Source organism: Nocardia brasiliensis NBRC 14402, from assembly GCF_000308475.2.
GTDB classification, from domain to species: Bacteria; Actinomycetota; Actinomycetes; order Mycobacteriales; family Mycobacteriaceae; genus Nocardia; species Nocardia brasiliensis.
The window spans coordinates 23,744-49,859 of record NZ_BAFT02000038.1 but is presented as its reverse complement, the minus strand read 5'-3'; the positions used below and the strand labels follow the sequence as shown (position 1 = coordinate 49,859).

Here is a 26,116-nt window from a genome sequence, read left to right as displayed (position 1 = left end):
GCTGGAGTGGGTGCTGCCGCGCCTGCTGGAGTGGGTGCTGCCGCGTCTGCTGTAGTGGCTGGCACGGCTTTTGCTATAGCGACTGCCGCCGCCTCTGCTGAAGTGGGTGCGACGGCCTCCGCCGCACCGAGTGCCGTCGCGTCCGCTGGGGTGGGTGCCGTCGCGTCCGCTGGGGTGGGTGCCACTGCCTCTGTTGCACCGAGCGCCACTGCCTCTGTTGCATCGAGCTCTACGGTCTCTGCTGCACCGCGAGGGGCAGGCTCCGCTGTTGCAGCGGTCTCCGCGCCCCCCGACTCGGCCGGGCTGCGCACCTCCGTGTCCGTCACTGGACCCCCTCCTTCGAGCACGCGGTGACGGTAGATCCGCGGACTTAAGGCGAACCGGTTAGTTCGCTTAACAGCCGGCAGTCGGACGTCCAGCGCGCGGGGCCTGCGGTACGGATTCGGAACGCGCAGGTGGCGATCGCTGCCGGGGACCCGCCGGATCTGGTGAACTAGATCGGGTGACCGACTTCGACGACTTCGCCCGGCTCTTCTCCGGCAGCATTCGTGCGCAACTCGATTGGCGTGCGCTCGCGGAGCTGAACGTGTCGGTGACCCAGCAGGTGACGGTCGGTTGGGCTGCGCTCGGCGACCTGCGCACCGTGTGGCACGTCGACGCGGCCGGCCGCCCGGCCGACTGGTTCGATCCGGGCGCGACCGCGCTGACGGTGCGTGAGGCTGCCGCACTGCATGATTCGTGGCCGCGGGCCCGGCAGGAGCGGGTCGCGGCATTCCGTGCGCAGCTCGAGGCGTCGACCGAGCCGTTCGTGCTGCTGCTGCCGACATATCGGGTCGCGGACGAGTTGCTTCTTCTAGACTCGTCTCATCGAGTGATGGCGGGGTATCTCGCCCGGGCCGAGGTCCGGGCGTTGATCATGACACTCGTCGCACCGCTGTCACCCGAGTTACTTCCCGATCTAGGCAGTTTGGTGGTTCGCGGACATGGCAGCAGCTGAGCCTCCGGACAATCCCGCGGCGAGCATCGAGCTCGAGACGACGCTGGTCGAGGTCTTCGCCGATCGGATCAAGTTCGAGCACGACATCATCGGTCATCGGATGTCCTGGCTGATGACGCTCAACGGTTTCCTGATCGGCGGCGCCGCCATTCTTTCCGCGAACCGGGACCGATTCGCCGGGCCCGCGGTGCTCACCGGGGCACTGATCATCATCTGCATCGCCGGCGCGCTGAGCAACGCGTCCTGCCTGTTCTCCAATTGGTGGGCGGGCAAGGCGATGCGGGATGCCGCCGACGCGCTCGCCGACTCCTGGTCCGACGAGGGCCGCCGTCGGGTCGGGCCGCTGATGCGGCTCTACGGCCGGGACCCGCGCGCCTTCCGCGGCGCGGAACGCCCGCTGCCGAGCGAGTGGCTGCACCCGTGGTTTCTGCTGCCCACGCTGTTCTGGCTGTTGTATTGCATCGCAGGGCTTTTCGCGACGACGGTGAGCGGCGACAAAGCCGGCCCCTGGCAGGCGAACGCGCTGCCGCTCGCGGTGACCGTCGTGCTGTTCGTCCCGCTGACGCTGCTGGATATTCCGCGACATCGCAAGCGCCGCAACGAATGCGCGATCATCGAGCAGCTCGAACGCGCGCACGGCCTGCCGATCGAGCGCGCGGCGCAGCGACGCCGTTACCGCGCGGAGCGCAAAGCGGTGCGGAAATGGGTGCGGCTTCAACACCGCAGCGGCAGTCCCGTCGAGGTGCAGCGTCCGTGGTTTTTCGGCGTCATCCCGCTCGATACGCACAGCAAGTATCTGGCTGTGTTGCAGGTCGAGCAGCAGCTGCCGGATCCCGAACCGCCTGCGCCCGAACAAGTTCCCACGCCGCCCGCCGCGCAACCACCCACCCCGGCCGAGCGCACGGTCGGCGTCGACCCCGCCGGCACTGTCGGATAACCGTTCTCAGTCGACCGCGCCGGTGCAGTCGTTCAGCAATTCGACCGCCCACGGTTCGACGACGGCTCCGGGCCCGACCACCTGCATCCCGCTCAGCACGGTGAGCAGCATCCCGGTTGCCATGAATTCCCGCACCTCGGTGACGTTCGCGCCGGTGAGTTCGCGCACCAGTTCGTAGATGCCGCCGAAACGGGCACGCACCTCGCCGCCGATGGCGGGCTCTGAACTGGCCGTGAACCCGTGCAGGAAGAGCTGGAGCAGTTCCCGATCGGCCAGGAAGACCGCGAACCCGTGGCCGAGGGCGTGCAGCGCCGCGGCCGGATCGGCCTCGGGGTCGGCCGCCGAGCGGGCTTCGCGGAACACCTCCTCGATCCGATCGCAGACCCGGTGCAGTGCGCTGATGAACAACTGCTGCTTGCTGCCGAAGAGCCGGATCACGTACGGCTGGGAAACGCCTGCCCGCCTGGCGATTTCGTCGGTCTTGGTGGCCGCGTAGCCGCCTTCGGCGAAGGCGGAGACGGCCGCGCGCAGCACCTGCTCGCCGCGTTCCGTGGCGGTCATCCGGACCCTGGTCGAACTCGCCATCACGCTCGAACTCCGTTCTCTCGCCCCCGGTGTTGACATGTTATCAGCCGATGCATACTCTCCAACCCTGTAGTTATCAGTCAATTACAACAAGGGCTGGACATGACCGAAATCCTGGAACCACTCGCGGCCGCGTCCGCACCGCCCGGCGCCGCCGCGGCCTCGGAGAAAATGCCCGTGACCAGTGGTCGCGGCGTCGCCGCGGTCATCGCGGCGGTCGGCATCCCGATGTTCATGGTCACGCTGGACAACCTCGTGGTCACCAATGCGCTGCCGGTGATCCGCACCGAACTCGGCGCCTCGCTGACCGATCTGCAATGGTTCGTCAACGCCTACACGCTCTCGTTCGCCTCGCTGCTGCTCACCGCCTCGGCCATCGGCGACCGGCTGGGGCGCCGCCGGGTCTTCCTGGCCGGTATCGCGCTGTTCACCGTCGCGTCCGCGCTGTGTGCGCTGGCCACTGAACCGTGGATGTTGATCGCCGCCAGGGCGATTCAAGGATTCGGGGCGGCCGGCGTGATGCCGTTGTCGCTGACACTGCTCACCGCGGCAGTGCCGGAACGTCTGCGCAATGCGGCCATCGGCATCTGGGGCGGGATCACCGGACTCGGTGTCGCGCTCGGTCCGCTGGTCGGCGGCGCCGTGGTGGAGGGGTTGTCGTGGCAGTGGATCTTCTGGCTCAACGTACCGATCGGTCTGCTGGTGCTGCCGTTCGCGGCGCGCGTACTCGGGGAGTCGTTCGGTGGCACCCGGCGGCTGGACCCGATCGGGCTGCTGCTCTCGGCGGGTGGTGTGCTCGCGATCGTCTGGGGCGTGATCCACGGTTCCGATGACGGCTGGACCTCGGCCACGGTGCTCGGCGGGCTGCTCGGCGGCGCGGTGCTGCTCGTCGCACTGGTCGCGTGGGAACTGCGCACGCCCGAACCGATGATTCCGCTGCATCTGTTCCGCTCGCGCGCCTACGGGCTGAGCAACGCGACGAGCTTCGCCTTCTCCGCAGGTGTCTTCGGCTCGATCTTCCTGCTCGTCCAGTACTTCCAGGTGGTGCAGGGCTACAGTCCGCTGGAATCGGGCATTCGCACCATGCCCTGGACGATGGCGCCGATGGTGGTCGCGCCGCTCGCGGGTCTGATCGTCGACCGGGTCGGTGCCCGCACCCTGCTGACCGCCGGCCAGGTGTTTCTGGCTGCGTCGCTGGTGTGGCTGGCCGCGATCTCCAGCGTCGACGTCGCGTACCCGGCCTTCATCGCGCCCTTTCTGCTCGGCGGGATCGGGATGGGCCTGACCTTCGCGCCGAGCGCGACGGTGGTGATGGCCAGTGCCGGTCCGGACGACCGGGCGATCGCCTCGGGGACCAACAGCACGCTGCGCGAAGTCGGCATCGCCATCGGCATCGCGGTGCTCGCGTCCGTCTTCGCTTCGCACGGTTCATATCTCAGCCCGCAGGCCTACGTCGACGGACTCACCCCCGCGGTCTGGGCGGGCGCGGGCATCGTGGCCGCGGGCGCGCTCTTCTCCGCCCTCCTGCCCGCCCGCATCACCCCTGTGCGCTGAGCGCCGGACCCCCGCGAGCCGCATCCCCCGTGTGCGCTGCCACACGACGGGGTGCGGCTCGTCCGGGTGCGCCCCGCGTCGCCGGGTGCTCCGGACCAGGAAGAACGGGGTTCGCGGCGGTAGCGGGGAATCCGCGTGAATCGGAACTGACGCATCCAATAGGATTCCACCAGCAGCAATGTGGGTAGGGAATGAGCCGTACTCGCGAACCGATCCCCAGGGGAGAGTCGAACCATCGTGGCCGACGACAACGACGCAGTCGAGCAGAACGCGACGCTGACCGAGGAGGCACTGGCCGCTGCGGCGGCGGCCGCCGAGAAGGCGTTTGCCGCTGCCGCCGACCTGGATGCGCTCGCGGTCGCGAAAACCGAGCATCTCGGCGGCAAGGCGCCGCTGGCGCTGGCACAACGCGCACTGGGCAGCATTCCGAAAGCCGAGAAGGCCGACGCGGGCAAGCGCGTCAACGTGGCCCGCGCCCGCGTCTCCGAGGCGTTCGAAGCGCGCCGCGCGGTCCTGCTCGCCGAGCGGGACGCCGCGGTGCTGGTGGCCGAGGCGATCGACGTGACGCTGCCCGCCACCCGGCAGCCGGTCGGTGCCCGGCATCCGATCACCGTCATCTCCGAGCAGATCGCGGACGTGTTCGTCGCGATGGGCTGGGAGATCGCCGAGGGGCCCGAGGTGGAGACCGAGCACTTCAACTTCGACGCGCTCAACTTCCTGCCCGACCATCCGGCCCGCACCATGCAGGACACCTTCCATATCGCCCCCGAGGGGTCGCGCCAGGTGCTGCGCACGCACACCTCTCCGGTCCAGGTGCGCTCGCTGCTGGCACGTGAGCTGCCGATCTATGTGGTGTGCCCCGGCCGTACCTTCCGCACTGACGAACTCGACGCCACGCACACCCCGGTCTTCTCCCAGGTGGAGGGGCTGGCGGTGGACAAGGGCCTGACCATGGCGCACCTGCGCGGCACCCTGGACGCGTTCGCCCGGGCGCTGTTCGGCCCGGATACCCGAACCCGGATGCGGCCCAACTACTTTCCGTTCACCGAGCCCTCCGCCGAGGTCGACGTCTGGTTCCCGGACAAGAAGGGCGGCGCCGGCTGGGTCGAGTGGGGCGGCTGCGGCATGGTGAACCCGAAGGTGCTGATCGCCGGCGGGATCGATCCCGAGGTGTACAGCGGGTTCGCGTTCGGCATGGGCCTGGAGCGGACGTTGCAGTTCCGCAACGGCATTCCGGACATGCGCGACATCGTCGAGGGCGACGTGCGCTTCACGCTGCCGTTCGGCGTGCGGTCCTGAGCCCCCACCGTCCTTTCCGGCCCCTTCGATCGAGAGAGCGAAACCTCAAGTGCGAGTAGCGCAGTCCTGGCTGACCGACATCATCCAGCGCACCGTCCCCGACTGGTCGGTGACGCCGGAGGAACTCGACGCGGGCTTCGTCCGGGTCGGGCTGGAGGTCGAGGAGCTCGACGAGCTCCGGCCCGTCACCGGCGACATCGACAAGCCGCTGGTCGTCGGCCGCGTCGCCGAGATCACCGAACTCACCGAGTTCAAGAAGCCGATCCGGTTCTGCAAGGTCGATGTCGGCAACCCTGATCTGCAGGAGATCGTCTGCGGCGCAACCAACTTCGCCGTCGGTGACCTGGTCGTCGTGGTGCTGCCGGGCGGCGTGCTGCCCGGCGGGTTCGCGATCTCCTCGCGCAAGACCTACGGGCACGTGTCCAACGGCATGATCTGCTCGGTCGCCGAACTCGGTATCGGCAAGGATCACGCGGGCATCCTGGTGCTCGAGCCGGGCACCGCCGAGCCGGGCACCGACGCGAATCTGCTGCTGGGCCTGGACGATACGGTGATCGAACTCAACATCACCCCCGACCGTGGCTACTGCTTCTCGGTGCGCGGCCTGGCCAGGGAACTGGCCTGCGGCTTCGATCTCGACTACGCCGACCCGGCCGTGCGCACCCTGCCCGACGACGAGGCGGACGCCTGGCCGGTCCGGCTCGAACCCGAGTCGAAGTGCACCCGCTTCGCGGTCCGCCGGGTCACCGGCATCGACCCGAAGGCGGTGAGCCCCTGGTGGTTACAGCGCAGGCTGCTGCTCGCGGGCGTGCGCCCGATCTCGCCCGCGGTCGACGTCACCAACTACGTGATGCTGGAGCTCGGTCAGCCGCTGCACGCCTTCGACGGCGGAAAGCTGAACGGCGGCTTGGTGGTTCGCGCCGCGAACAAGGGGGAGACGCTGCGCACCCTCGACGAGGTGGAGCGCACCCTCGACGCCGAGGACGTGGTGATCGCCGACGATTCCGGCGTGGTCTCGCTGGCCGGCGTGATGGGCGGGGCGAGCACCGAGGTCGGCGCCGAGACCACCGATATCGTGCTGGAAGCCGCCACCTGGAATCCGCTGCTGGTCTACCGGACCTCGCGCCGGCACAAGCTGTCCTCCGAGGCCGGTAAGCGCTATGAGCGGGTGGTCGATCCGGAGATCAACGTGGCCGCGCTCGATCGTGCCGCCACGCTGCTCGCCGAAATCGCCGGCGGCACCGTCGAATCCGCGCTCACCGACGTGCGCGTCCCGGTGCCGGCCGCCGCGCCGATCCGGATGGACATCGATCTGGCCGACCGCGTCGCCGGGGTGGTTTATCCGACCGGCACCTCCGCGCGCCGGCTCGCCCAGATCGGCTGCACGGTCGAGGTCGGTGTGGACGAGTCCACTGGGCACGGCCAGCTGGTGGTCACCCCGCCGAGCTGGCGGCCCGACCTGGCGCAGCCCGCCGACCTGGTGGAGGAGGTGCTGCGGCTGGAGGGGCTCGAGCAGATCCCGTCGGTGCTGCCCACCGCGCCCGCCGGGCGTGGTTTCACCGCCACCCAGCGCCGCCGCCGCGCGGTGAGCCGGGCGCTGGCCTTCGCGGGCGCGGTCGAGGTGCCCGCGCCGGTGTTCCTGGCCGCCGGTGTGTTCGACACCTGGGGACTCGACGCCGACGATCCGCGCCGGGCGACCACCCGGGTGCTGAATCCGCTCGATGTCGAGCGGTCCGAGCTGGCCACCACGCTGCTGCCCGGCCTGCTGGAAGTGGCCGCCCGCAACATCTCTCGCGGCGCGCGCGACCTCGCCATTTACGGCATCGCCCAGGTGGTGCTGCCCGGCGACAATGTGCGTCCGGTCGAGGCGCTGCCGGTCGATCGCCGCCCCAGCGACGAGCAGATCGCCGAACTGATCGACTCGTTGCCCGCGCAACCGGTGCATGTCGCCGCCGTACTCACGGGTCGCCGTGAGCCGCGCGGGCCGTGGGGAGCCGGCCGGCCGGCCGAGGCCGCCGACGCGTTCGCGCTCGCCGACGCGGTGGCCGACGCGGCGGGCGTCACGATCGAACGCCGCACCGCCGCACACCTGCCGTGGCATCCGGGTCGCTGTGCCGAGCTGGTGGTGGACGGTGTGGTCGTCGGCCATGCGGGTGAACTGCACCCGGCGGTGCTGGAACGTTCCGGTCTGCCGCCGCGCACCTGTGCCGTCGAGCTGGACCTCGACGCCCTGCCCCTGCGCGAGCAGCGCCCGGCGCCGACGATCTCCCCATTCCCCGCGGTGCTGCAGGACGTGTCGGTGAGCGTCGAGAAAGCCACCCCGGCCGCCTCGGTGGAGTCCGCGCTGCGCACCGGCGGCGGCGAACTGCTCGAAGACATCGCGCTGTTCGACGTCTACGAGGGCGCTCAGGCGGGCGAGGGACGCAAGTCGCTCACCTACGCCCTGCGTTTCCGTGCCACCGACCGCACGCTCACCGAGGACGAGGCGAGCGCCGCCCGCGACGCCGCGGTCGCCGCCGCGGCGGACGCGGTGGGCGCGGTGCTGCGCGGCTGATCCGAAAACGACGACAGGCCCGCAAGCACACGCTTGCGGGCCTGTCGTGTGTCGGGGTCAGATACCGCAGGCCTTGTCCAGCCCGGACATGGCGTCATGGAAGGCCTGATCCTGGAGCACGGTGCCGAGCTCCGTGTCCGAGGCTGTGGCCACCCGGCGCATCTGCGCGACGGCAGGGTCGATCGCGGTCTTCACCGGGCCGTCGTCGGCGAGATCACGCGTGCTCTCCAATTTGGTCGCGGCGGTGGAGAATACGCTGCGGACCTCGTCCGCAGCCCCGGCGTCCTTGCTCTTGGCCCCGTTGATCCCGCTGTTCAACTCGGTAGCCATCGCCCGCACCGACGTGCACGTCTGGGTGTCGTCGACCGCACCCGCCGAGCCGGCCGCGGCGGTAAAGCCAGCGAGCGAGGTGACGAGCGTAGCTACCACGAGAACAGTTCTCCGCATTGACCTTTTCCCTTCCTCGATGAGCAAAACCTCCCTCGGGTTACCCGATCCTCGCCCGGCAAACCAAGATCCCCGCCCGCGAGCGCATCGGCGCAGGTCCGGGCGACGGGCGGCCCGGGTGGCAGGCGGGCGGTCGCGAGCGGTAAGAACTAGGCATGCGACATCCGGCCAGTTCGATCTTGAATGCGTTGGCATATCTGCCGGAGCGGCAGATCTTGCAGACACCGGCGCTCCTTGGCATGGACTACACCGATCTCTCGATCGACACCGCGGACGGGGAGACGCTGCACGGGTGGTGGCTGCCCGCGCCGAATTCGGTGGGGCACATCCTGTTCGCGCACGGGAACGGGGGCAACGTGGGGGATCGGGTGGCGCTGTTCGCGCTGCTCGTCGAGGCCGGGTTCGACGTGCTCACGTTCGACTATCGCGGATACGGCCGCAGCACCGGACGGCCGACCGAGCACGGCACCTACCAGGACGCCCGCGCCGCGCGCCGGGTGCTGCTCGAACAGCCGGGTGTCGACCCGAATCGCGTGGTCTACCTGGGCAAATCCCTGGGCGGCGGGGTGATGCTCGAGCTCGCGGCGGCGTATCCGCCCGCCGGGCTCATGTTGATGTCGACCTTCTCCGGCATGCGCGACGCCGCCCGCTCGATCTATCCGTTCCTGCCGCGCCCGCTGATCCCCGACGCGTATCCGAGCGAACGACGCATTCGCACGCTGCGCGTTCCGGTGCTGATCATGCACGGCGACCAGGACGAACTTCTGCCGCTGCGGCACGCCGAACGCCTCTATGCCGCGGCCCGCGAGCCCAAGCAGCTGAAGGTGTTCCCGGGCGCGGGACACAACGACCTGATTCTGGTGGGCGGCCGCGCGTGGTTCGAACTGGTCCGCGATTGGGCGCGGGCGGTCGTGCGCCCGTAGCGCGCGGCGCGAACCGGACCGCTCGGCCTCCGGTGCTGCGTAGCCTGGCGATATGACTGAGAACAGCGAGATCCTGGCCCGGCTGACGGCGTTGCCCGACCGGGAACTGATCGGAGTGCTGCTGGTCGCGACCGCGGAACGCGCCGGCTTCGAGATGGTGCACGCGGCGCTGCTCGGGCTCGTCGGTGCGGGCGATTCGCCGCCCCTGCCCGGTGTGACTCCTGCCACGCCCACGCTGCCGACGCATGACGTGCCCACCATCCGCGACGTATCCGACCAGGTCGCGGGCACTTCTCCGGTACCCGCGGTACCGGTACCGCCGACCGGTACCACCGCACCGACTGAGACGGGTGGATATTCCCCCTCGGGTGTCCCTACTTGGGGGTCAGTTCGCGATAAGGTCGAGCAGCGCTTCGGCACCGCGCAGGGGATGGGCGAGCTCGATCAGCAGACCCCGGCGGGCCGCAGCGCCGACGAACAATGGGACGCGCGCGAGAAAGCCGCGCGTGAGCGCCTGGACCAGATTCGGAAGTCGTTGCGCGGCAACGATACCGAAACATAGGGGCCGTAATTTGGCCGGGCGCACCGTACTACGACTGTGATGGGTGGAACCCGGATGAGCGAGCCGCGTAAAATTTCGGAACGGCTACTCGATGCCCAGGTGGAATTCGTGCTCGCCGAGGTGAGTGGCGACCGTTTCGCCGAGGTGGTGGCCCGCGACGTCGAATCGGTGCTGAGTGTCGCAGACACCTTGATCTTCCGCGATATCGTCGAGGTCGAGCAGGCCAAGGCGACCGTCGCCACCATCATCGACCTGATCGGTGGCAGTCCGGTGATCGCCGACATGGTCGGGGTCTTCGCCGATTCGATCTACGACCACATCGCGAACAACAACGACCACACCCTGGGGCAGGTCGTCGACCGCGAGCCGGTCGAAGCGCTGCTGGAGAAGATCTTCGGGATGCACCAGGCCCAGGAGCGCATCCTGGATCGGCTCACCGAATCTCCGCTGGTCGCCACGGTCGCGTCGAAGTTCGTCGACAAGCTGATCTCCGATTTCATGGAGGCCAACCGGCAGCTCGCGGGCAAGATTCCCGGCGTCTCCTCGCTGATCTCGATGGGCCAGTCGGCGGCCAAGACCGCCAAGAAGGCCACCGAGAGCACGTTCATCGGCGACATGGCGGGCAAGGGCGCGATGTTCGCCCTCAAGCGCACCAACAACGCGATCCGTGAAATGCTGCGCGACGCCCCCGTGCACGACGCCGCGATGGAGTTCTGGGACCTGCACGCCGACGAGCCGGTGAGCGGGCTGCGCGATTACCTGAGCCAGAAAGATCTCAACGAGCTGGTCCTCATCTGCTACGAAATCGCCGTCACCACAAGGGAAAAGGAATACTTCGGGCTGCTCGTGGACGAGTGCGTCGAGGTGTTCTTCACCAAGTACGGCGACTACACCCTCGCCGCCATGCTGCCCGAACTCGGTCTTTCCGGCGCGGACATCGCCACCGAGATCCTGCGCTATGGTCCCGCGGTCATCGATGGCGCGAAACGAAACGGCGTGCTGGCCAAGTTGATTCGCGAGCGGCTCGAGCCGTTCTTCCGGTCCGACGAGGTGCTCGCCATCCTCGGCGAAGCATAACGAAGTATATGGTTTGTAAGCTGAACTCAAACTCGGCAGTAACTAGCTGAACAGTTGCTGCCGGTTGGCGGATCGCTTTCCCGAGCCGCGGACAGGTGCGTCGGCACGATCGAATCAGCCCGTTTCCCAAGGGCTTCGAGCGATCGTGCCGACGCTGTTTTCGGGCTCGACGGTGCGATGTTCACCGCAGGTGCGGCCGAATGTCCTGACCAGCACCGTATGTCGGCCGGGTCGCTTCGGGGTGGCCACAAACTGGCCAGTTGGTAGCCCTCGGGTGCGCTGCGGTTGAAAAGTATGAACAAAGCCCGGGTCGGCGCGTCCTCGAGTTGACGCGGCACCGGGCATATGGGATTTTGCTCGGAGACTTTCCGTGCGCTCGTCGTGGAGCTGTCACGGCTGGCTTTTCGGAGGAGTAGCAGGTTGGTGCGTCTACGTCTACGGCAACAAAAGCCCGGGGACACACCGGATTTCCAACCTGCGGTTGCCTCTGGCGAGAATCCGTCGGCGAACAGCAGAATGTCGGGAATCGTCCGGCCGCGCACGATCGGCGGTCAGCTGTCCCGAATTCTCGCGCTGTCGCTGATATTGGTGCTCGCGTTGCTCGGTGTCACCGTCTACGGCCAGATTTCGGACTACCGGCAAGCCAATGACACGGTGAAGTCCGTCGAGTTGGCGCTGAGCGTCCAGGACCTGACCAATCAGATCCAGCGCGAGCTCGGGCTCAGCAACGGTCTGCTCGGCGGCGAGAACCGCCTGCAGCAGCCGCTGCTCGACCAGCGCGGCAAGGTCGACGCCACGCTCGGCCAGCTGACCGAGGCCGCCTCGGGCGACGCGCCCGGCGCCGATCAGGTGCGCGCCGCGCTCGGTCAGCTGAACCTGCTGGCGAACACCCGCGTGCAGATCGACACGCGCCGGGTCAGCCGCCAGGTGGTGTTCCAGTTCTATACCGACGCCGTCGCCGCGCTGAACCGCTTGGCCCTCGGCCTGGACCAGGCGCGTGACCCGCAGATCCAGCGCGGTCTGCAGGCGCTGTACGCGCTGGGTGAGGCCAAGGCCGAGCTCGACAAGGAGCGCGGCTTCCTCAACGGCGTCTTCGTCGCCGGCCGGTTCAACGGCGGGGAATACGTGCAGTTCATGGAGATTCGGTCCAGCAAGTTGAACGGCTTGGCCACCTTCTCCCGCTACGCGACCAAGGGCCAGCAGGCCAAGCTGGACGCCGCGCTGCTGAGTGACAACGCCACCAAGGCCGAACAGGCCGAGAACATCGCGATCGCCTCCAGCGACGGACCGCTGGTCCGCGAGGTCGACCCGATGGCCTGGTGGACCCAGATGTCCGGGGCGCTCGAAGATCAGGGCAATGTGCAGCAGGCGGTGGGCGCGGACGTACAGGCCCGCGCCGACGACCTGCGCGGTGCCGCGTTGCTCAACCTGATCGGCTTCCTCGTCGGCGCGGCCATCGCCATCGTCGCGATGATCGTGCTGGTGATCACCTCGGTGCGCGCCATCGTGCGCCCGCTCGCCGCGCTGGCCGGCGAGGCCGACGACGTGGCCTCGCGCCGCCTGCCCCAGGTCATCGACGCGTGGTCGCACACCGAAGAGGGCCGTCCGGAAGCGCCTGCCGCAGTGCAGGTTCCGGTCGGCTCCAGTATCGAGATCGCGGCCGTGGCCGGCGCTCTCGACCGGGTGCAGACCACCGCCTTCGAGCTCGCCTCGCAGCAGGCGCTGGTGCGCCGCAACACCACCGAGTCGATGGCCAACCTCGCCCGGCGCAACCAGAATCTGGTGCGCCGCCAGCTCGCCCTGATCAGCGAGTTCGAGCGCGAGGAACTCGACCCGAAGGGTCTGTCCAACCTGTTCGAACTCGACCACCTGGCCACCCGCATGCGCCGCAACGCCGAAAGCCTGCTGGTGCTCGTCGGCGAGGCCAGCCCGCGCCGGTGGGCGCAGCCGATCGCGCTGAGCGACGTCATCCGCGCCGGTCTGTCCGAGGTCGACGACTACCGCCGCGTGGTGCTGCGCCGGGTGGACGATGTGCTCATCGCCGGGTCGGTGGTGAGCGAGCTGGCGCACATGCTCGCCGAGCTGATCGAGAACGGGCTCGCCTTCTCCCCACCGGATCTCGAGGTCGAGATCTACGGGCGCCGAGTGCCGCAGGGCTACCTGCTGGCCGTGGTCGACCACGGTATCGGCATGCCCGCCGACCAGCTGGCGCAGTCCAATGCGAGGCTGCGCGGCGAGCAGGACTTCATCGTCGCGCCGACCAGATACCTGGGCCACTACGTGGTCGGCCGGCTGGCGGAACGGCTCGGCATCGCGGTGGAGCTCAACGTATCGCCGGTCAGCGGTATCGTCGCGCGACTCGCCCTGCCCCTGGAAATCCTTGCGCAGGAACAAGATCAGCGCGCAGGCGTACGCGGCAAGATCTCCGGCACCGGCGTCGAACCGTCCTGGGGTTCGGACGCGGAGCTGCACGCGGCGCCCACTCCGGAGCTCGATCCTTTGCACAACGGCCCTGCGCTGCAGGGCAATTCGGCTCCGAACTCGCGGACGCCGAGCCTGCCCGGCCCGGCGCACGCCCTGCCGAACGTCTCGTCCGTCCCGCAGCAGAACGGCACCGGCCGCCCGCCGAGTGAGCCTCGGTATCAGGCGGACTCCGCGCATTACGGTGACGAACTGCCCACCGAGCGGACCGGCCGGCACGAGGCCGTGCGGTACGACACGAGCACCAACATGCCCGCCGTGCCGTCCGGGCCGACCTCCGCGTACTCCCATTTCGTTTCTCCGCAACCGGAATTCGCGCCGGAGACGGCCACCGACACCGGAACGATGTGGCGGATCTTCGAATCCGGGGACGCGCCGGTGGAGGCCCCGGTAACATCTGTTGCGCCACCGACCGGGCCGGTTCCGCGCACCACGCGCAACGGACTTGTCAAGCGCAACAAGAAGTCTCGCTCCGCGGGCACGGCACCGGGAACCGAGCCGCGGCGGGACGCGGGCGGCACCCCGCCACGCCAGGATCATGCGCCGGTCACCGAGCGCTCGCCCGAGGAGACCCGAAACATGTTGTCGTCGTTCCGGGCCGGTCACGAGCGCGGCGCCCCGCCCGCGCCGTCGACGACGCGGCCGTATGTCGGTGCGCGCGACCATGACACCCGCGCCGAGGATCCGGCGCCGACCGCCCCGTCCATCGCAGAGGAGAACCGGTGACCACCCATTTACCGAGCGCTGACCCGCACACATTCAACTGGATGCTCGCCAACTTCGTTCGGGAGACCGACGGTGTGCGCGACACCGTGGCGGTGTCCTCGGATGGTCTGCTCATCGCGATGTCCGACGGTCTGGACCGCACCTCGGCGGACCGGCTCGCCGCCATGGTGTCCGGCCTGGCCAGCCTCGCCAAAAGCGCTTCGCGCAGTTATTCGTTCGACGGGCTCAAACTGATCATGATCGAGATGAAGCGCGGGTTCCTGCTCGTCTCGGCCATGGGTGACGGCAGCTGCCTCGGCGTTATCGCCGACGGCAACTGCGATATCGGTCTGGTCGGCTACGAAATGGCTGTACTTGCCGAACGCGCCGGGTCGCTCCTTGATCCGGCGTTGATTTCCGAGTTGCGAGAGACGTTACGAAGATGAGAGATCCTGACCGGCCGCGGTTGCCGGACCCGCGGATGATCCCGATGAACCGAATGTTCGGATGGTTCGATCCGGATCGACCCGGCCAGCCCGCTCCGGCTGAAGAAGTTGTCGACAGTGATGAACAGTTCGTGCGTCCCTTTGTCGTCACGGCGGGGCGCACGACGCCGTTGGTAGACGGTCTGCGGATCGAAACACTGGTGCAGGCACCGCCTTCGGCGCTGTCGGCCCCCTTGCAATTCGAGCAGCGCACCGTGGTGCAGCTGTGCCAGCAGCCGCATTCCATCGCAGAGATCGGTACCGCGCTGCGTGTTCCGGTCGGTGTCGCGAAGGTCGTCGTGAGCGACCTCGCCGCCGCGGGCTACGTCACCGTGCGCGAGTCCGATCAACTGTCCACCGCTGCCATCGAGAGGATCAGAGATCTTGTACGGGCACTCTGACATGAGCGCACGCAGTAAGCGAATCATGTGCCAGTGCGCAGAGCGCATGACGGAACCGAGCGTCAGCGAGGTGCAGTCATGAGCTCCCCGCCGCCGCCGGGTCCGACTATGCCGTCGTCGGTGAAAATCGTGATCAGCGGTGGATTCGGCGTCGGAAAAACAACGTTCATCGGGGCGATATCCGAGATCGAGCCGCTGGTCACCGAGGCCGCGATGACGGAGGTCTCGGTCGGCGTGGACGATCCGGGCCGGCGCGCCGACAAGACCCAGACCACGGTCGCGCTCGACTTCGGGCGAATCACGTTGGACCGCTCCCTGATTCTCTACCTGTTCGGCACCCCGGGGCAGGATCGCTTCGTCTTCCTGTGGGACGACCTGGTCGACGGCGCGCTCGGCGCGGTCATCGTGGTCGACACCGGACGGGTCGACGACTGCTACCCGGTGCTGGACTACTTCGAGGAGAAGCAGACTCCGTTCGTGGTGGTGGTCAATCGTTTCGACAACGGCACCCACTTCGACCTCGCCGAGGTGCGCGAGGCGCTCGAGCTCGAGGACTGGATCCCGGTGCTGGAATGCGATGCGCGCGACCGCGAGTCGGTCAAAGAGGTGCTGGTCGCCCTGCTGGAACAGGTCCTGTTCCACCGGCTGTCCGTCCAGGGCATGCCCGCCTGATTCCCCGTGCGAACGGGGCCCGACCGGCCACCCCGCCGTCGGGCCCCGTTGCCATTGAGCGGGTTCCACAGACCGCCCACACTCTCCACAGGGTCTACCACCCCTGTGAACCGTACGCATCCTCTGTGAACCCCCACCTATTCTGTCGCTTGGTCCACGTCGCACGCACCCCTTCTGACCACACGCACCCCTTCTGGGTTCACGCACGCCCTACGGCAGGCCACACCGGGTGCGTGAACTCGGAACTGGTGCGGGAACCGCTGGCAGTTCACTACGGTGGGGCGGGTGGGTGTGGAGAAGGAGCGGATGCTCCGTGGGGAGTTGTACCGGGACGGCGATCCCGAGTTGGTCGCCGAGCGGCGGCGAGCGCAGGGGATGTGTGACGAGTTCAATCGCACCGGCGCCGAGGAGACCGCCAGGCGCGAGGCGTTGCTGCGCGAACTGCTCGGCAAGCTGGGGGAGGGGTCGTGGATCATGCCCCGATTCCAGTGCGACTACGGGTATCTCATCGAGATCGGGACGAACAGCTTCCTGAATTATGATGCGATCCTGCTGGATTGCGCGCCGATCAGCATCGGTGACGATGTGTCGATCGGACCGCGATGCCAGTTGCTGACCGCGTTGCATCCAATGGCGGATCACGAATTGCGCAGGCAGCGTTGGGAATCGGCGGCGCCGATCCGGATCGGGAACAACGTGTGGTGCGGTGGCGGCGTGATCGTGTGTCCGGGCGTCACGGTGGGCGACGAGACGGTGGTCGGCGCGGGCAGCGTGGTCACCAGAGACCTGCCGTCGCGGGTGTTCGCCGCCGGTAACCCGGCCCGGGTGATCCGGGAGTTGTAGCCGGTCCGGTGTCGTAGCGCATCGTTAGCCTGGGGTCATGTTGCAGACCTTGGCTGTCGAGAACTACCGGTCGCTGCGGCAGGTGATCATGCCGCTGGGGCGGCTGAACGTGGTGACGGGGGCCAACGGCAGCGGCAAGTCGAGCCTGTACCGCACGTTGCGGCTGCTGGCGGACTTCTCCAGGAACGGGGCGATCGCCGCGCTGGCCGAAGAGGGCGGCGTGGCCTCGACGCTGTGGGCGGGGCAGGGCGGGGACAGCGCGAGCAAACCGGACACGGCCGGGGTGCGGGTCGGTTTCGCGGCCGCGGACTTCGGCTACGCGGCCGAACTGGGCACGCCGGTGCCCGACGGCACCTCGATGTTCAACCTGGACCCGGAGATCAAGGCGGAGGCGGTCTGGGCCGGGCCGGTACTGCGGCCGTCGACCCTGCTGGCGCAGCGGGGCGGTCCGGTGGTGCAACTGCGCGACGACGACGGCGGGTGGGCGATGGTGCCGCATACCCTGCAGCCGTTCGACAGCATGCTCAGCGAACTGGCGGATCCGCAGCGCGCGCCGGATCTGCTGGTGCTGCGCGAGCGGATCCGGTCCTGGCGTTTCTACGACCATTTGCGTACCGACGCGGCCGCGCCTGCCCGCACGCCGCAGGTCGGCACCAGGACCACCGTGCTCGCCCACGACGGCGCCGACCTCGCGGCGGCACTGCAGACCATCCGCGAGATCGGCGACGCCGACGGGTTGACGCGGGCCGTGGACCGCGCGTTTCCGGGGAGCAGGATCGCCATCAGCGACCGGAACGGCCGATTCGAGCTGGCGCTGCACCAGCGCGGACTGATCCGCCCGCTGGGCGGCGCCGAACTCTCCGACGGCACACTGCGCTATCTGCTCTTGGTCGCGGCGCTGCTGAGCCCACGCCCGCCGGAACTGCTGGTGCTGAACGAGCCCGAGACCAGTCTGCACCCCGAATTGCTGGGTCCGCTGGCCGAACTCATCGCCACCGTCGCCGAGCAGACGCAGGTGGTGGTGGTCACGCACGCGCAGCCGCTGGTGCGGGCCTTGGCGCGCGGCGCCGCCGATCCGCACACCGTGGAGCTGGTCAAGGAGCACGGCGCGACCACCATCGCGGGCCAAGGCCGGCTGGATCAGCCGCCGTGGTATTGGCCGAAGCGGTAGCGGGCCTATTCGGCGCCGGCCAGGGCCGGTCCACCGCTGACGAACAGTCCGATGGCGACGACGACCACACCGATGACGACGGCAACGGCGAACTTACGCATCACAGGCCTCCTGGGCTGCACGGGTCATTACAGCTGCTTATTCGGTTCCACGGGCCGTCCGGATCGGTGGTGATCGGCGACACCATGCGCTTCGATGAATTCGGCACGGCCCCGCCGTCAGTACATTCGACCCACCTATCGAGGAGAACACGCACATGAGCAACGGCAAGGATCTCGCACTCACCCACGTCGCGCTGCTGGTCGGCGACCAGGACAGGGCACTGGAGTTCTATCGCGACGTGGTCGGACTCGAGCTGCGCCAGGATCTGCCGTTCCCCGGCGGCCGCTGGCTCACGGTCGGCCCCGCCGGCCAGCCGGGCCTGGAATTTCTGCTCGAGGTGCCGTCGATGAATCCGGATCCGGCCGCCCGCGACGCGATGCAGGCCCGGCTCGCCAACGGCGCGGCAGGCATGTTGATCTTCACTACCGAGGCGGTCGACGAGACCTTCGCCCGGCTGCGGGACGCGGGCGTCGAGGTCACCCAGGACCCGGTCACCCAGCCGTACGGGATGCGGGACTGCGGTTTCCGTGACCCGTGGGGCAACCACCTGCGGTTCTCCCAGGTCCTGGTCGGATAGCGGCGAAACTCGGTGGCCCCCTTGGTGTCTCGGGGGCCGACCGGCTCGGCCCGGCCGCGGGTCGAAAGCGTCGGGGGATCGGGTGTGGGATCCGTCGCATACCGCCGTCGCGCCTGCGGCAATACTGTTCGATCATGGGCGAATCGACGAGCGAGGCGCAGCAGGACGCGATCCGGCCGCTGCGCGACGACATCCGGTTTCTCGGCGGCGTCCTCGGTGACACCATCCGTGATCACGAGGGCCCCGAGGTGTTCGACCTGATCGAACGGGTGCGCATCGAGGCGTTCCGGGTGCGGCGCGCCGAGGTCGACCGCAGCGCGGTCGCGGAGATGCTGGACGGTGTCGAAATCCAGATCGCGCTCCCGCTGATCCGCGCGTTCAGTTATTTCGTGCTGCTGGCCAATCTGGCCGAGGACATCCAGCGCGATCGTCGTCGCACCGCGCACGAGGCGGCCGGTGAACCGCCGCAGGATTCGTCGCTGGCCGCCACTTATCGCAAGCTCGACGCCGCGGCGCTGGACGGTGCCGAGGTGGCCGATCTGCTGGCCGACGCGCTGGTGTCGCCGGTGATCACCGCGCACCCCACCGAGACCCGCCGCCGCACCGTCTTCGACGCGCAGACCAGGATCACCGAGCTGATGCGGTTGCGGCAGCGCTACACCGAAACCGAGCGGCAGCGCGCCGATTTCGAACAGCAGATCCGCCGCCAGGTGCTCAGCCTGTGGCGCACCGCGCTGATCCGGTTGGCCCGGTTGCGGATTCAAGACGAGATCTCGGTGGGCCTGCGCTACTACGACATCACCCTGTTCGACGTGATCCCCGCGATCAACGCGGAGGTGCGGGCGGCGCTGCGGTCCCGCTGGCCCGGGGTGGAACTGCTGCCGCGCCCGATCCTGCGGCCGGGCTCGTGGATCGGCGGCGACCGGGACGGAAACCCGTACGTCACCGCCGATGTGGTGCGCCAGGCCGGGCAGCAGGCGGCCACGGTGGCGTTCTCGCGCTATCTGCGCGACCTGGTCGAACTGGAGAAGGTGCTGGCGCTCTCGGTGCGGTTGGTGCCGGTGACGCCGGCGGTCGCCGCCTTGGCCGAGGCGGGTTATCCGGAACCGGCCACCCACGCCGACGAGCCGTATCGTCGTGCGCTGCACCGTATCCGGGGACGACTGACCGCCACGGCGGTGCGTGCGCTCGGCGAGGTACCGCCGGACGGTCTCGATGTCGGCGCCGAGCCGTATCGCACGCCGCAGGACGTGCTGGACGATCTCGATGCCATCGACGCCTCGTTGCGCGCCAGCGGTGACGACCTGCTCGCCGATCACCGGCTGGCCGCGCTGCGGCACGCGATCGAGACCTTCGGGTTCCATCTGCAAGGGCTGGACATGCGGCAGAACTCGGAAATCCACGAGCAGGTGGTGGCCGAGCTGCTGGCCTGGGCGGGTGTGCATGCCGACTACGCGAGCCTGTCCGAACCCGAGCGGGTGGAGCTGCTCGCCGCGGAGCTGCGGACCAGGCGCCCGCTGCTCGGCCCGCACGCCAGGCTCAGCGAGCTGGCCCGCAAGGAAATCGATATCGTCTGTGCCGCACGGGATGTGGTGAGCACCTTCGGGGCCGAGGCGGTGCCCAACTACATCATCAGCATGTGCACCTCGGTCAGCGACATGCTGGAGGCGGCACTGTTGCTGAAGGAAGGCGGACTGCTAGATCCGGGCGAGCCGGACGGGCCGCCGAGCTGTTCGGTGGGCATCGTCCCGCTGTTCGAGACGATCGAGGACCTCGGCGCGGGGGCGGCGACACTGTCGGCGGCGCTGGATGTTCCGGTGTACCGGGACCTGGTCGCCGCGCGCGGGATGCGCCAGGAGGTGATGCTCGGCTACTCCGATTCCAACAAGGACGGCGGGTATCTGGCCGCCAACTGGGCGCTGTACCGGGCCGAACTCGAGCTGGTGGAGGTGGCGCGCAAGTTCGGAATCCGGTTGCGGCTCTTCCACGGTCGCGGCGGCACGGTGGGTCGTGGCGGCGGCCGCAGTTACGACGCCATCCTGGCTCAACCCGCGGGCGCGGTGCGCGGTGCGCTGCGGCTGACCGAGCAGGGCGAGGTGATCGCGGCCAAGTACGCCGAACCCGGTGCGGCGCAACGCAATCTGGAGTCGCTGATCGCGGGCACGCTGGAATCGACGCTGCTCGACGTGGAAGGTCTCGGCCCCGACGCGGAGCCCTCCTACGAACTCATGGACGAACTCGCCGAGCGCGCCCGGGCCGCCTACGCCCGGCTGGTGCACGACACCCCGGGTTTCGTCGAATATTTCCGGCAGTCCACCCCGGTCGCCGAGGTCGGCGATCTGAACATCGGCAGCAGGCCCGCCTCGCGCAAGCCGACGAACTCGGTCGCGGATCTGCGCGCCATCCCGTGGGTGATGTCCTGGAGCCAGGCCAGGGTGATGCTGCCCGGCTGGTACGGCACCGGCACGGCGCTGGAGGAATGGATCGACGACGATCCGCAGCGCCTCGCGACGCTCACCGACCTGTACGAGCGCTGGCCGTTCTTCCGTACCGTGCTGTCGAATCTGGCGCAGGTGCTGGCCAAGAGCGATCTCGACATCGCGGCCAGCTACGCGGAACTGGTGGACGACGTCGCGCTGCGCGAGCAGATCTTCGGAATGATCAAGGACGAGCACGCCCGGACCATCCGGATGCACGCCGCGGTCACCGGCAACGACCATCTGCTCGCGGACAACCCGTCGCTGGCCGAATCGATCCACAACCGTTTCCCGTACCTGGAGCCCCTGAACCAGATGCAGGTCCAGCTGCTGCGCAGGCTCCGCGGCGGCGACGACTCCGAGTTGGTGAAGCGCGGCATCCTGCTGACCATGAACGGCCTCGCCACCGCGCTGCGCAACTCGGGTTAGGCAGGCTCGCGGCGGTTCGCGCACCACTTCCGTGTTCGCGCACCCGCTGTGGCCTGTCGTAGCGGGTGCGGGAACACGGAAGGGGTGCGTGGTCAGCAGGGCCGTCGCGACGGGACGACCTAGGTGGGGGGTCGTACCGCCGCGGCTTGGGTGAGGGTGGTTTCGACGAAGGCCTGGGCGGCGGCGGTTAGTGGGCCGCTGCGATAGACCAGCCACTGCGGTAGCTGCTCGGGCGGGGAGAAACGGTAGACCGCGGCGCCGGCCCGGCAGGCCAGGTCGTGCCAGCCGTCGGGCATGAGGCCCGCGCCGATGCCGCGCAGCACCATCGGCAGCACCACACTGCGGTCGCTCACCTCGGCGGCGATGCGCAGATCGCCGACGGTCGCGGCCAGCCGGTCGAAGCGGGCGCGGACCGCGGTGGCCGGCGGCGGCAGCACGAAGCTCATGCCGCGCAGATCTTTCGGCGCCACGGTGCCGTCCGTGCCGATCTCGGTGCCCGGCGGCGCGACGAGCAGGAACTGTTCGTCGCGCAGGTGATGGGCCACCAAACCCTGTCCGGCGGGTCGCTCCGCGCTACCGCACACCCCCGCCTCGCAGCGTCCGCGCAACACCATGGCGACCACCTCGGCGGCGGACAGCGCGGACCAGGTCCCGACCGTCACGCCGGGGTGATGCTCGCGCAGCGCGGCTATGGTGCCGATCACCGGCTCCAGGGTCGAGGATGAGGTGGCCGCCACATCCACCCGGCCGACGACACCAGCGCCGACGGCCTGGGCGGCGGCGCGCAGCGCGTCCAGATCGCGCAGCACCTGCCGCGCGCGGTCGACCATCAGCTGGCCCGCGTTGCTCAGCACGGCATTGCGGCCGACCCGGTGGAAAAGCGGTACTTCCAGCTCGCGCTCGAGCTTGCCGATGGCCCGCGACAGCGACGGCTGGGCTACCCGTAGCGCCCGTGCGGCGTGCGTGAATCCACCGTGCTCGACGATCGCGACGAAGTACTCGAGCTGCTGGCGTTCCATAACCATAGGCTATCGGTTTGGTGCAATAGATGTCTTGGACGTAACCAAGATCGTCGGGTGATACTCATCAGGTGTTCACCACGCGACCGACCCTGCAGGGCACCTTCGGGATGGTGTCGTCCACCCACTGGCTCGCCTCCGCCGCCGCCATGGCGGTGCTAGAGGACGACGGCAACGCTTTCGACGCGGCGGTCGCCGCGGGTTTCGTGTTGCATGTGGTCGAGCCTCATCTGAACGGCCCCGCTGGTGAGGTGCCGATCATCCTCGCGCCGGCCGGCCTGCCGCCGCGGGTGCTCTGCGGTCAGGGTCCGGCGCCCGCCGCCGCGACGATCGCGCGCTACAACGCGCTCGGTCTCGATCTGGTGCCCGGCACCGGCCCGCTGGCCGCGGCCGTGCCCGGCGCGTTCGACGCCTGGATGCTGCTGCTGCGCGACCACGGGACCAAGCGGCTGTCCGAGGTGCTGTCGTACGCGATCTGGAACGCCGAGCGCGGCCACCCGGCGGTCGAGCGGGTCGGCGAGACCGTTTCGACGGTCGCCGAGCTGTTCGAGAACGAGTGGACCACCTCCGCCGAGCTCTACCTGCGCGACGGAAAGCCGCCCGCCGCGGGCGCGCTGCTGCGCAACCCGGTGCTGGCCACCACCTGGCGCCGCCTCATCGCCGAAGCCGAGGCGGCGAGCAGCGACCGGGAAGGCCAGATCGAGGCCGCGCGCAAGATCTGGCGCGAGGGTTTCATCGCGGAGGCGTTGGTCGCGGCCAGCGACCGCCCGACCATGGACACCTCGGGCGAGCGGCACGTCGGCACCCTGACCGGTGACGACCTCGCGAACTTCACTGCGTCGTATGAAAATCCGGTGACCTACACCTGGAATGGCTGGACCGTGGCCAAGCCGGGACTGTGGAGCCAGGGTCCGGTGTTCCTGCAGCAGTTGGCATTGCTGCCGAACCGGCTCGAATACGGCACACCGGAGTACTACCACACTCTCATCGAAGGCTCGAAACTGGCGATGGCCGATCGAGAGGCGTGGTACGGGGACAGCGCACAGGTGTCGATGTCGACACTGCTTTCTCCTTGGTACAACGCACAACGCAGTGCGCTGATCGGGCCGCAGGCCTCCTTCGAGCTGCGTCCCGGCAGCCCGGACGGCCTGCGGCCCCGACTCAGTGGCTATGTCCAGACGAATTCCGTTGGCGCGACCGAGGTTCCGCTCGGTGCGGGCGAACCGACGGTCGCCACCACCGGTGCCACCAAGGGTGACACGTGTCAGGTGGACATCGTCGACCGCTGGGGCAACATGATCGCGGCGACCCCGAGCGGTGGCTGGTTGCAGTCCAATCCCGTTGTGCCCGAACTGGGTTTCCCGCTCGGCACCCGACTACAGATGTCCTGGCTGGAGCCGGGACTACCGAATTCGCTGCAGCCGGGCCGTCGTCCGCGTACCACGCTCAGCCCCTCGATGGCGTTGCGCGACGGGGAAGCCGTGATGGCGTTCGGCACGCCGGGCGGCGATCAGCAGGATCAGTGGAGCGTGCATTTCTTCCTGTCGGTCGTGTTGCGTGAGCGCGTGCGCGGCGGGCTGGATCTACAGGGCGCGATCGACGCGCCGAACTGGCATCAGGAAAGCTTCCCCGGCTCGTTCTATCCACGCGCGATGAGCCCGGGTGCGGTGTTCGTCGAGTCGCGGATGGACCCGGAGGTGATCGCCGACCTGGAACGACGCGGTCATCAGGTCAACGTGGGACCACCGTGGTCGGAGGGCCGGTTGTGCGCGGTGGCCCGCGATCCCGAGGCCGGGGTCCTTTCCGCGGGCGCCAATCCGCGCGGCATGCAGGGCTACGCCGCGGGCCGATAACTCAACACGTCATGAAAATAGCGGTCCGGCACAGCCGGACCGCTATTTTTCGTGCCATTCTTTCGCCCGCGTGGTTTCCCGCCGCTACCGCTGGGAGAACAATGTACGAAAAGGAATGGTGGGTGCGAAAAATTCGGCGTATTGAAGTATCTTGTAGCGCATGCTCGCTCGCTTCACACGGATGATCGTGCTCGGCGTCACCGCCGCCGCGCTCGCTTCCTGCGCACCGGTACAGCATCCCGCTGGAACCGCAACGCATACAGACGATTTCGGCACGCCCGTGGGTACGCAGCAGGTCCGCGACGGCGGTGCCCTGGTGATGGGCCTGTCCAACGAACCCGACAAGCTCGACCCGACCACCTCCAGCTCCCTCTACACCCGCTATGTCATGAGCTCGATCTGCGAGAAGCTCTACGACAACGACTCGGCCGGCAAGCTGGTGCCGCAGCTGGCGACCGCCCTGCCGACCATCTCCGAGGACGGCCTCACCGTCACCATCCCGGTGCGCACCGGCATCCAATTCGCCGACGGCACACCGTTCGACGCCGCCGCCGTGCAGACCAGCCTGCAGCGGCACCAGACGATGAAAACCTCACAGCGAGCCAGCGAAATGGGGCCGATCGCGGCCATCGAGGTGGCCGATCCGGCGCACGTGGTGGTCAAGTTCAAGAAGCCGTTCGCGCCGTTCACCGCCGCGCTGGCCGACCGCGCGGGCATGATCATGTCGCCCGCCGCGCTGGCCGAGGACGAGGGCAAGAACTTCGCCGATCACCCGGTCTGCGTCGGGCCGTTCAAGTTCGTCAAGCGGGTGCCGCAGACTTCCATCGAGGTGGTCCGCGACCCGCTGTACTACGACGCGAAGAAGGTGCGCCTGGACAAGGTCACCTACCGGATCATCACCGACGCCAATATCCGTGCGGCGAACCTGCGTTCGGGCGATATCCAGGTCGCCGACACGATCTCGCCGCAGGACGTGGACGCGTTGGCCAAGGACCCGGATCTGCGGCTGCTGCAATCGGGTTCACTCGGTTTCTACGGCGCCTACATCAATATCGGCAATGTCGACGGCGTGGGCAAGCCGACCAAGCAGATCGATACCCCGATCGCGAAGGACCCGCGGATCCGCCAGGCGTTCTCGCTGGCCACCGACCGGAAGACGCTGGTGGACACCGTCTTCAACAACTGGTTCGAACCGGCCTGCTCAGGCATCGTGCCGGGCAGCACCTACGCGACCGAGGCCGGGATCGCCTGCCCCGCCTACGATCCGGAGCGGGCCAAGCAGCTGCTGACCGAGGCGGGCGTGCAACTGCCGTACACGGTGACCATGCAGGTCACCAACACCCCGGATCAGTTGCGCTACGCGCAGGCCTGGCAGGCGAGCCTGGCCGAGGGCGGCTTCGATCTGAAGATCGTGCCCACCGAATACGCGACCCTGCTCGACGTACAGAAGCGCGGTACCTACGAGATCCTGTACCTGGGCTGGTCGGGCCGGCTCGACCCGGACGCGAACATCACGAAATTCCTCACCACCGGCTCGAACGGCAATTACGCCGGATACAGCAATCCCGAGCTGGACGAGTTGTTCGGAAAGGCCGCGCGCAGTACCGATCCCGCGCAGCGCGCCGAGCTGTACGGCAAGACGACCGCGCTGATCCAGCAGGACAACCCGTACGTCTACACCTATCGCATCCGCGTGCTGACGGTGCATTCGAAGCAGGTGACCGGCATCGAGGCGTACCAGGACGGCGTGGTGCGGCTCGGCAAGGCCGCCTTCGTCGCGGGCGGGAAAAGCTGAACAGTCGAATCGGGGGACGCTAGCTTCACCTGTTTCAGGAATAGCGGTCCGGCAAACGCCGGATCGCTGTTTTCCGTACCATTCTTTTCGGCTCGGCCGATTTCATCCGATGACCATAATGAGAACAATGTACAAAAAGGAATAGAGGGTGAGAAAAGTGCAACAAGGTGA

At 68.3% G+C, this 26,116-nt stretch carries 21 protein-coding genes; 18 read left to right on the top strand and 3 right to left on the bottom strand.

Annotation, left to right across the window (positions count from 1 at the left end; translation table 11 throughout):
• Positions 1 to 502 precede the first annotated feature (502 nt).
• Both TY25_RS11665 and TY25_RS11660 read left to right on the top strand, forming a co-directional pair.
• Positions 503 to 997 (top strand): hypothetical protein, encoded by a 495-nt coding sequence (locus TY25_RS11665; protein WP_042255943.1) that lies wholly within the window; start codon positions 503 to 505, stop codon positions 995 to 997.
• Entirely contained in the window at positions 984 to 1,934 is a 951-nt protein-coding gene (locus TY25_RS11660) for a hypothetical protein (protein WP_042255942.1), read from the top strand. The genes TY25_RS11665 and TY25_RS11660 overlap by 14 nt, the downstream gene beginning before the upstream one ends.
• 6 nt (positions 1,935 to 1,940) lie before the next feature.
• Here the strand turns inward: TY25_RS11660 and TY25_RS11655 are convergent, their stop codons facing one another.
• Positions 1,941 to 2,519 carry a TetR/AcrR family transcriptional regulator gene (locus tag TY25_RS11655; RefSeq protein ID WP_042255941.1) on the bottom strand — a complete coding sequence of 193 codons (579 nt, stop codon included), beginning with the start codon at positions 2,517 to 2,519 and terminating at the stop codon, positions 1,941 to 1,943.
• A gap of 102 nt (positions 2,520 to 2,621) precedes the next feature.
• On the opposite strand from TY25_RS11655, the gene TY25_RS11650 reads away from it, so the two are divergent.
• From TY25_RS11650 to pheT, 3 genes are all read left to right on the top strand, one after another.
• Complete coding sequence (locus TY25_RS11650; protein ID WP_052382931.1) at positions 2,622 to 4,073, top strand: MFS transporter; 1,452 nt, start codon at positions 2,622 to 2,624, stop codon at positions 4,071 to 4,073.
• A gap of 237 nt (positions 4,074 to 4,310) precedes the next feature.
• Positions 4,311 to 5,372: a phenylalanine--tRNA ligase subunit alpha gene (gene pheS / locus TY25_RS11645; RefSeq protein ID WP_042255940.1), complete on the top strand. Its 1,062-nt coding sequence runs from the start codon at positions 4,311 to 4,313 to the stop codon at positions 5,370 to 5,372.
• Between the two features lie 49 nt (positions 5,373 to 5,421).
• Positions 5,422 to 7,926: a phenylalanine--tRNA ligase subunit beta gene (gene pheT, locus TY25_RS11640; RefSeq protein ID WP_042255939.1), complete on the top strand. Its 2,505-nt coding sequence runs from the start codon at positions 5,422 to 5,424 to the stop codon at positions 7,924 to 7,926.
• A gap of 57 nt (positions 7,927 to 7,983) precedes the next feature.
• On the opposite strand, the gene TY25_RS11635 is transcribed toward pheT, so the two are convergent.
• Positions 7,984 to 8,373: a hypothetical protein gene (locus TY25_RS11635; protein ID WP_115347036.1), complete on the bottom strand. Its 390-nt coding sequence runs from the start codon at positions 8,371 to 8,373 to the stop codon at positions 7,984 to 7,986.
• 179 nt (positions 8,374 to 8,552) lie between these two features.
• On the opposite strand from TY25_RS11635, the gene TY25_RS11630 reads away from it, so the two are divergent.
• The 11 genes from TY25_RS11630 to ppc all read left to right on the top strand — a co-directional run bounded on the left by TY25_RS11630 (position 8,553) and on the right by ppc (position 21,278).
• Positions 8,553 to 9,296 carry an alpha/beta hydrolase gene (locus tag TY25_RS11630; protein WP_236639110.1) on the top strand — a complete coding sequence of 248 codons (744 nt, stop codon included), beginning with the start codon at positions 8,553 to 8,555 and terminating at the stop codon, positions 9,294 to 9,296.
• A 52-nt stretch (positions 9,297 to 9,348) separates the two neighbouring features.
• Positions 9,349 to 9,858, top strand: coding sequence for a hypothetical protein (locus tag TY25_RS43485; protein WP_052382930.1), 510 nt, complete (start codon positions 9,349 to 9,351; stop codon positions 9,856 to 9,858).
• A gap of 54 nt (positions 9,859 to 9,912) precedes the next feature.
• Positions 9,913 to 10,935, top strand: a complete 1,023-nt coding sequence (locus tag TY25_RS11620; RefSeq protein ID WP_042255936.1) for a hypothetical protein — start codon at positions 9,913 to 9,915, stop codon at positions 10,933 to 10,935.
• Positions 10,936 to 11,451: 516 nt separating this feature from the next.
• Complete coding sequence (locus TY25_RS11615) at positions 11,452 to 14,142, top strand: sensor histidine kinase (RefSeq protein WP_052382929.1); 2,691 nt, start codon at positions 11,452 to 11,454, stop codon at positions 14,140 to 14,142.
• A gap of 41 nt (positions 14,143 to 14,183) precedes the next feature.
• Positions 14,184 to 14,567: a roadblock/LC7 domain-containing protein gene (locus TY25_RS11610; RefSeq protein ID WP_042256143.1), complete on the top strand. Its 384-nt coding sequence runs from the start codon at positions 14,184 to 14,186 to the stop codon at positions 14,565 to 14,567.
• A 35-nt stretch (positions 14,568 to 14,602) separates the two neighbouring features.
• Positions 14,603 to 15,007, top strand: a complete 405-nt coding sequence (locus tag TY25_RS11605; RefSeq protein ID WP_014983447.1) for a DUF742 domain-containing protein — start codon at positions 14,603 to 14,605, stop codon at positions 15,005 to 15,007.
• A gap of 108 nt (positions 15,008 to 15,115) precedes the next feature.
• Positions 15,116 to 15,679 (top strand): GTP-binding protein, encoded by a 564-nt coding sequence (locus TY25_RS11600; RefSeq protein WP_014983448.1) that lies wholly within the window; start codon positions 15,116 to 15,118, stop codon positions 15,677 to 15,679.
• A gap of 306 nt (positions 15,680 to 15,985) precedes the next feature.
• Positions 15,986 to 16,522: a sugar O-acetyltransferase gene (locus TY25_RS11595; protein WP_201773662.1), complete on the top strand. Its 537-nt coding sequence runs from the start codon at positions 15,986 to 15,988 to the stop codon at positions 16,520 to 16,522.
• Positions 16,523 to 16,559: 37 nt separating this feature from the next.
• Positions 16,560 to 17,693 carry an AAA family ATPase gene (locus TY25_RS11590; RefSeq protein WP_042255934.1) on the top strand — a complete coding sequence of 378 codons (1,134 nt, stop codon included), beginning with the start codon at positions 16,560 to 16,562 and terminating at the stop codon, positions 17,691 to 17,693.
• Positions 17,694 to 17,949: 256 nt separating this feature from the next.
• Positions 17,950 to 18,372, top strand: coding sequence for a VOC family protein (locus TY25_RS11585; protein WP_042255933.1), 423 nt, complete (start codon positions 17,950 to 17,952; stop codon positions 18,370 to 18,372).
• Positions 18,373 to 18,506: 134 nt separating this feature from the next.
• Complete coding sequence (gene ppc, locus TY25_RS11580; protein WP_042255932.1) at positions 18,507 to 21,278, top strand: phosphoenolpyruvate carboxylase; 2,772 nt, start codon at positions 18,507 to 18,509, stop codon at positions 21,276 to 21,278.
• 119 nt (positions 21,279 to 21,397) lie between these two features.
• On the opposite strand, the gene TY25_RS11575 is transcribed toward ppc, so the two are convergent.
• Complete coding sequence (locus tag TY25_RS11575) at positions 21,398 to 22,297, bottom strand: LysR family transcriptional regulator (RefSeq protein ID WP_042255931.1); 900 nt, start codon at positions 22,295 to 22,297, stop codon at positions 21,398 to 21,400.
• A gap of 71 nt (positions 22,298 to 22,368) precedes the next feature.
• Between TY25_RS11575 and TY25_RS11570 the strand changes: the two genes are divergently transcribed.
• Together TY25_RS11570 and TY25_RS11565 are read left to right on the top strand one after the other, a co-directional pair.
• Positions 22,369 to 24,150 carry a gamma-glutamyltransferase family protein gene (locus TY25_RS11570; protein ID WP_042255930.1) on the top strand — a complete coding sequence of 594 codons (1,782 nt, stop codon included), beginning with the start codon at positions 22,369 to 22,371 and terminating at the stop codon, positions 24,148 to 24,150.
• A 160-nt stretch (positions 24,151 to 24,310) separates the two neighbouring features.
• The gene (locus TY25_RS11565; protein ID WP_042255929.1) at positions 24,311 to 25,945 is read left to right on the top strand and encodes an ABC transporter substrate-binding protein; all 1,635 of its coding nucleotides are present in this window, start codon (positions 24,311 to 24,313) and stop codon (positions 25,943 to 25,945) included.
• Positions 25,946 to 26,116: the final 171 nt, after the last annotated feature.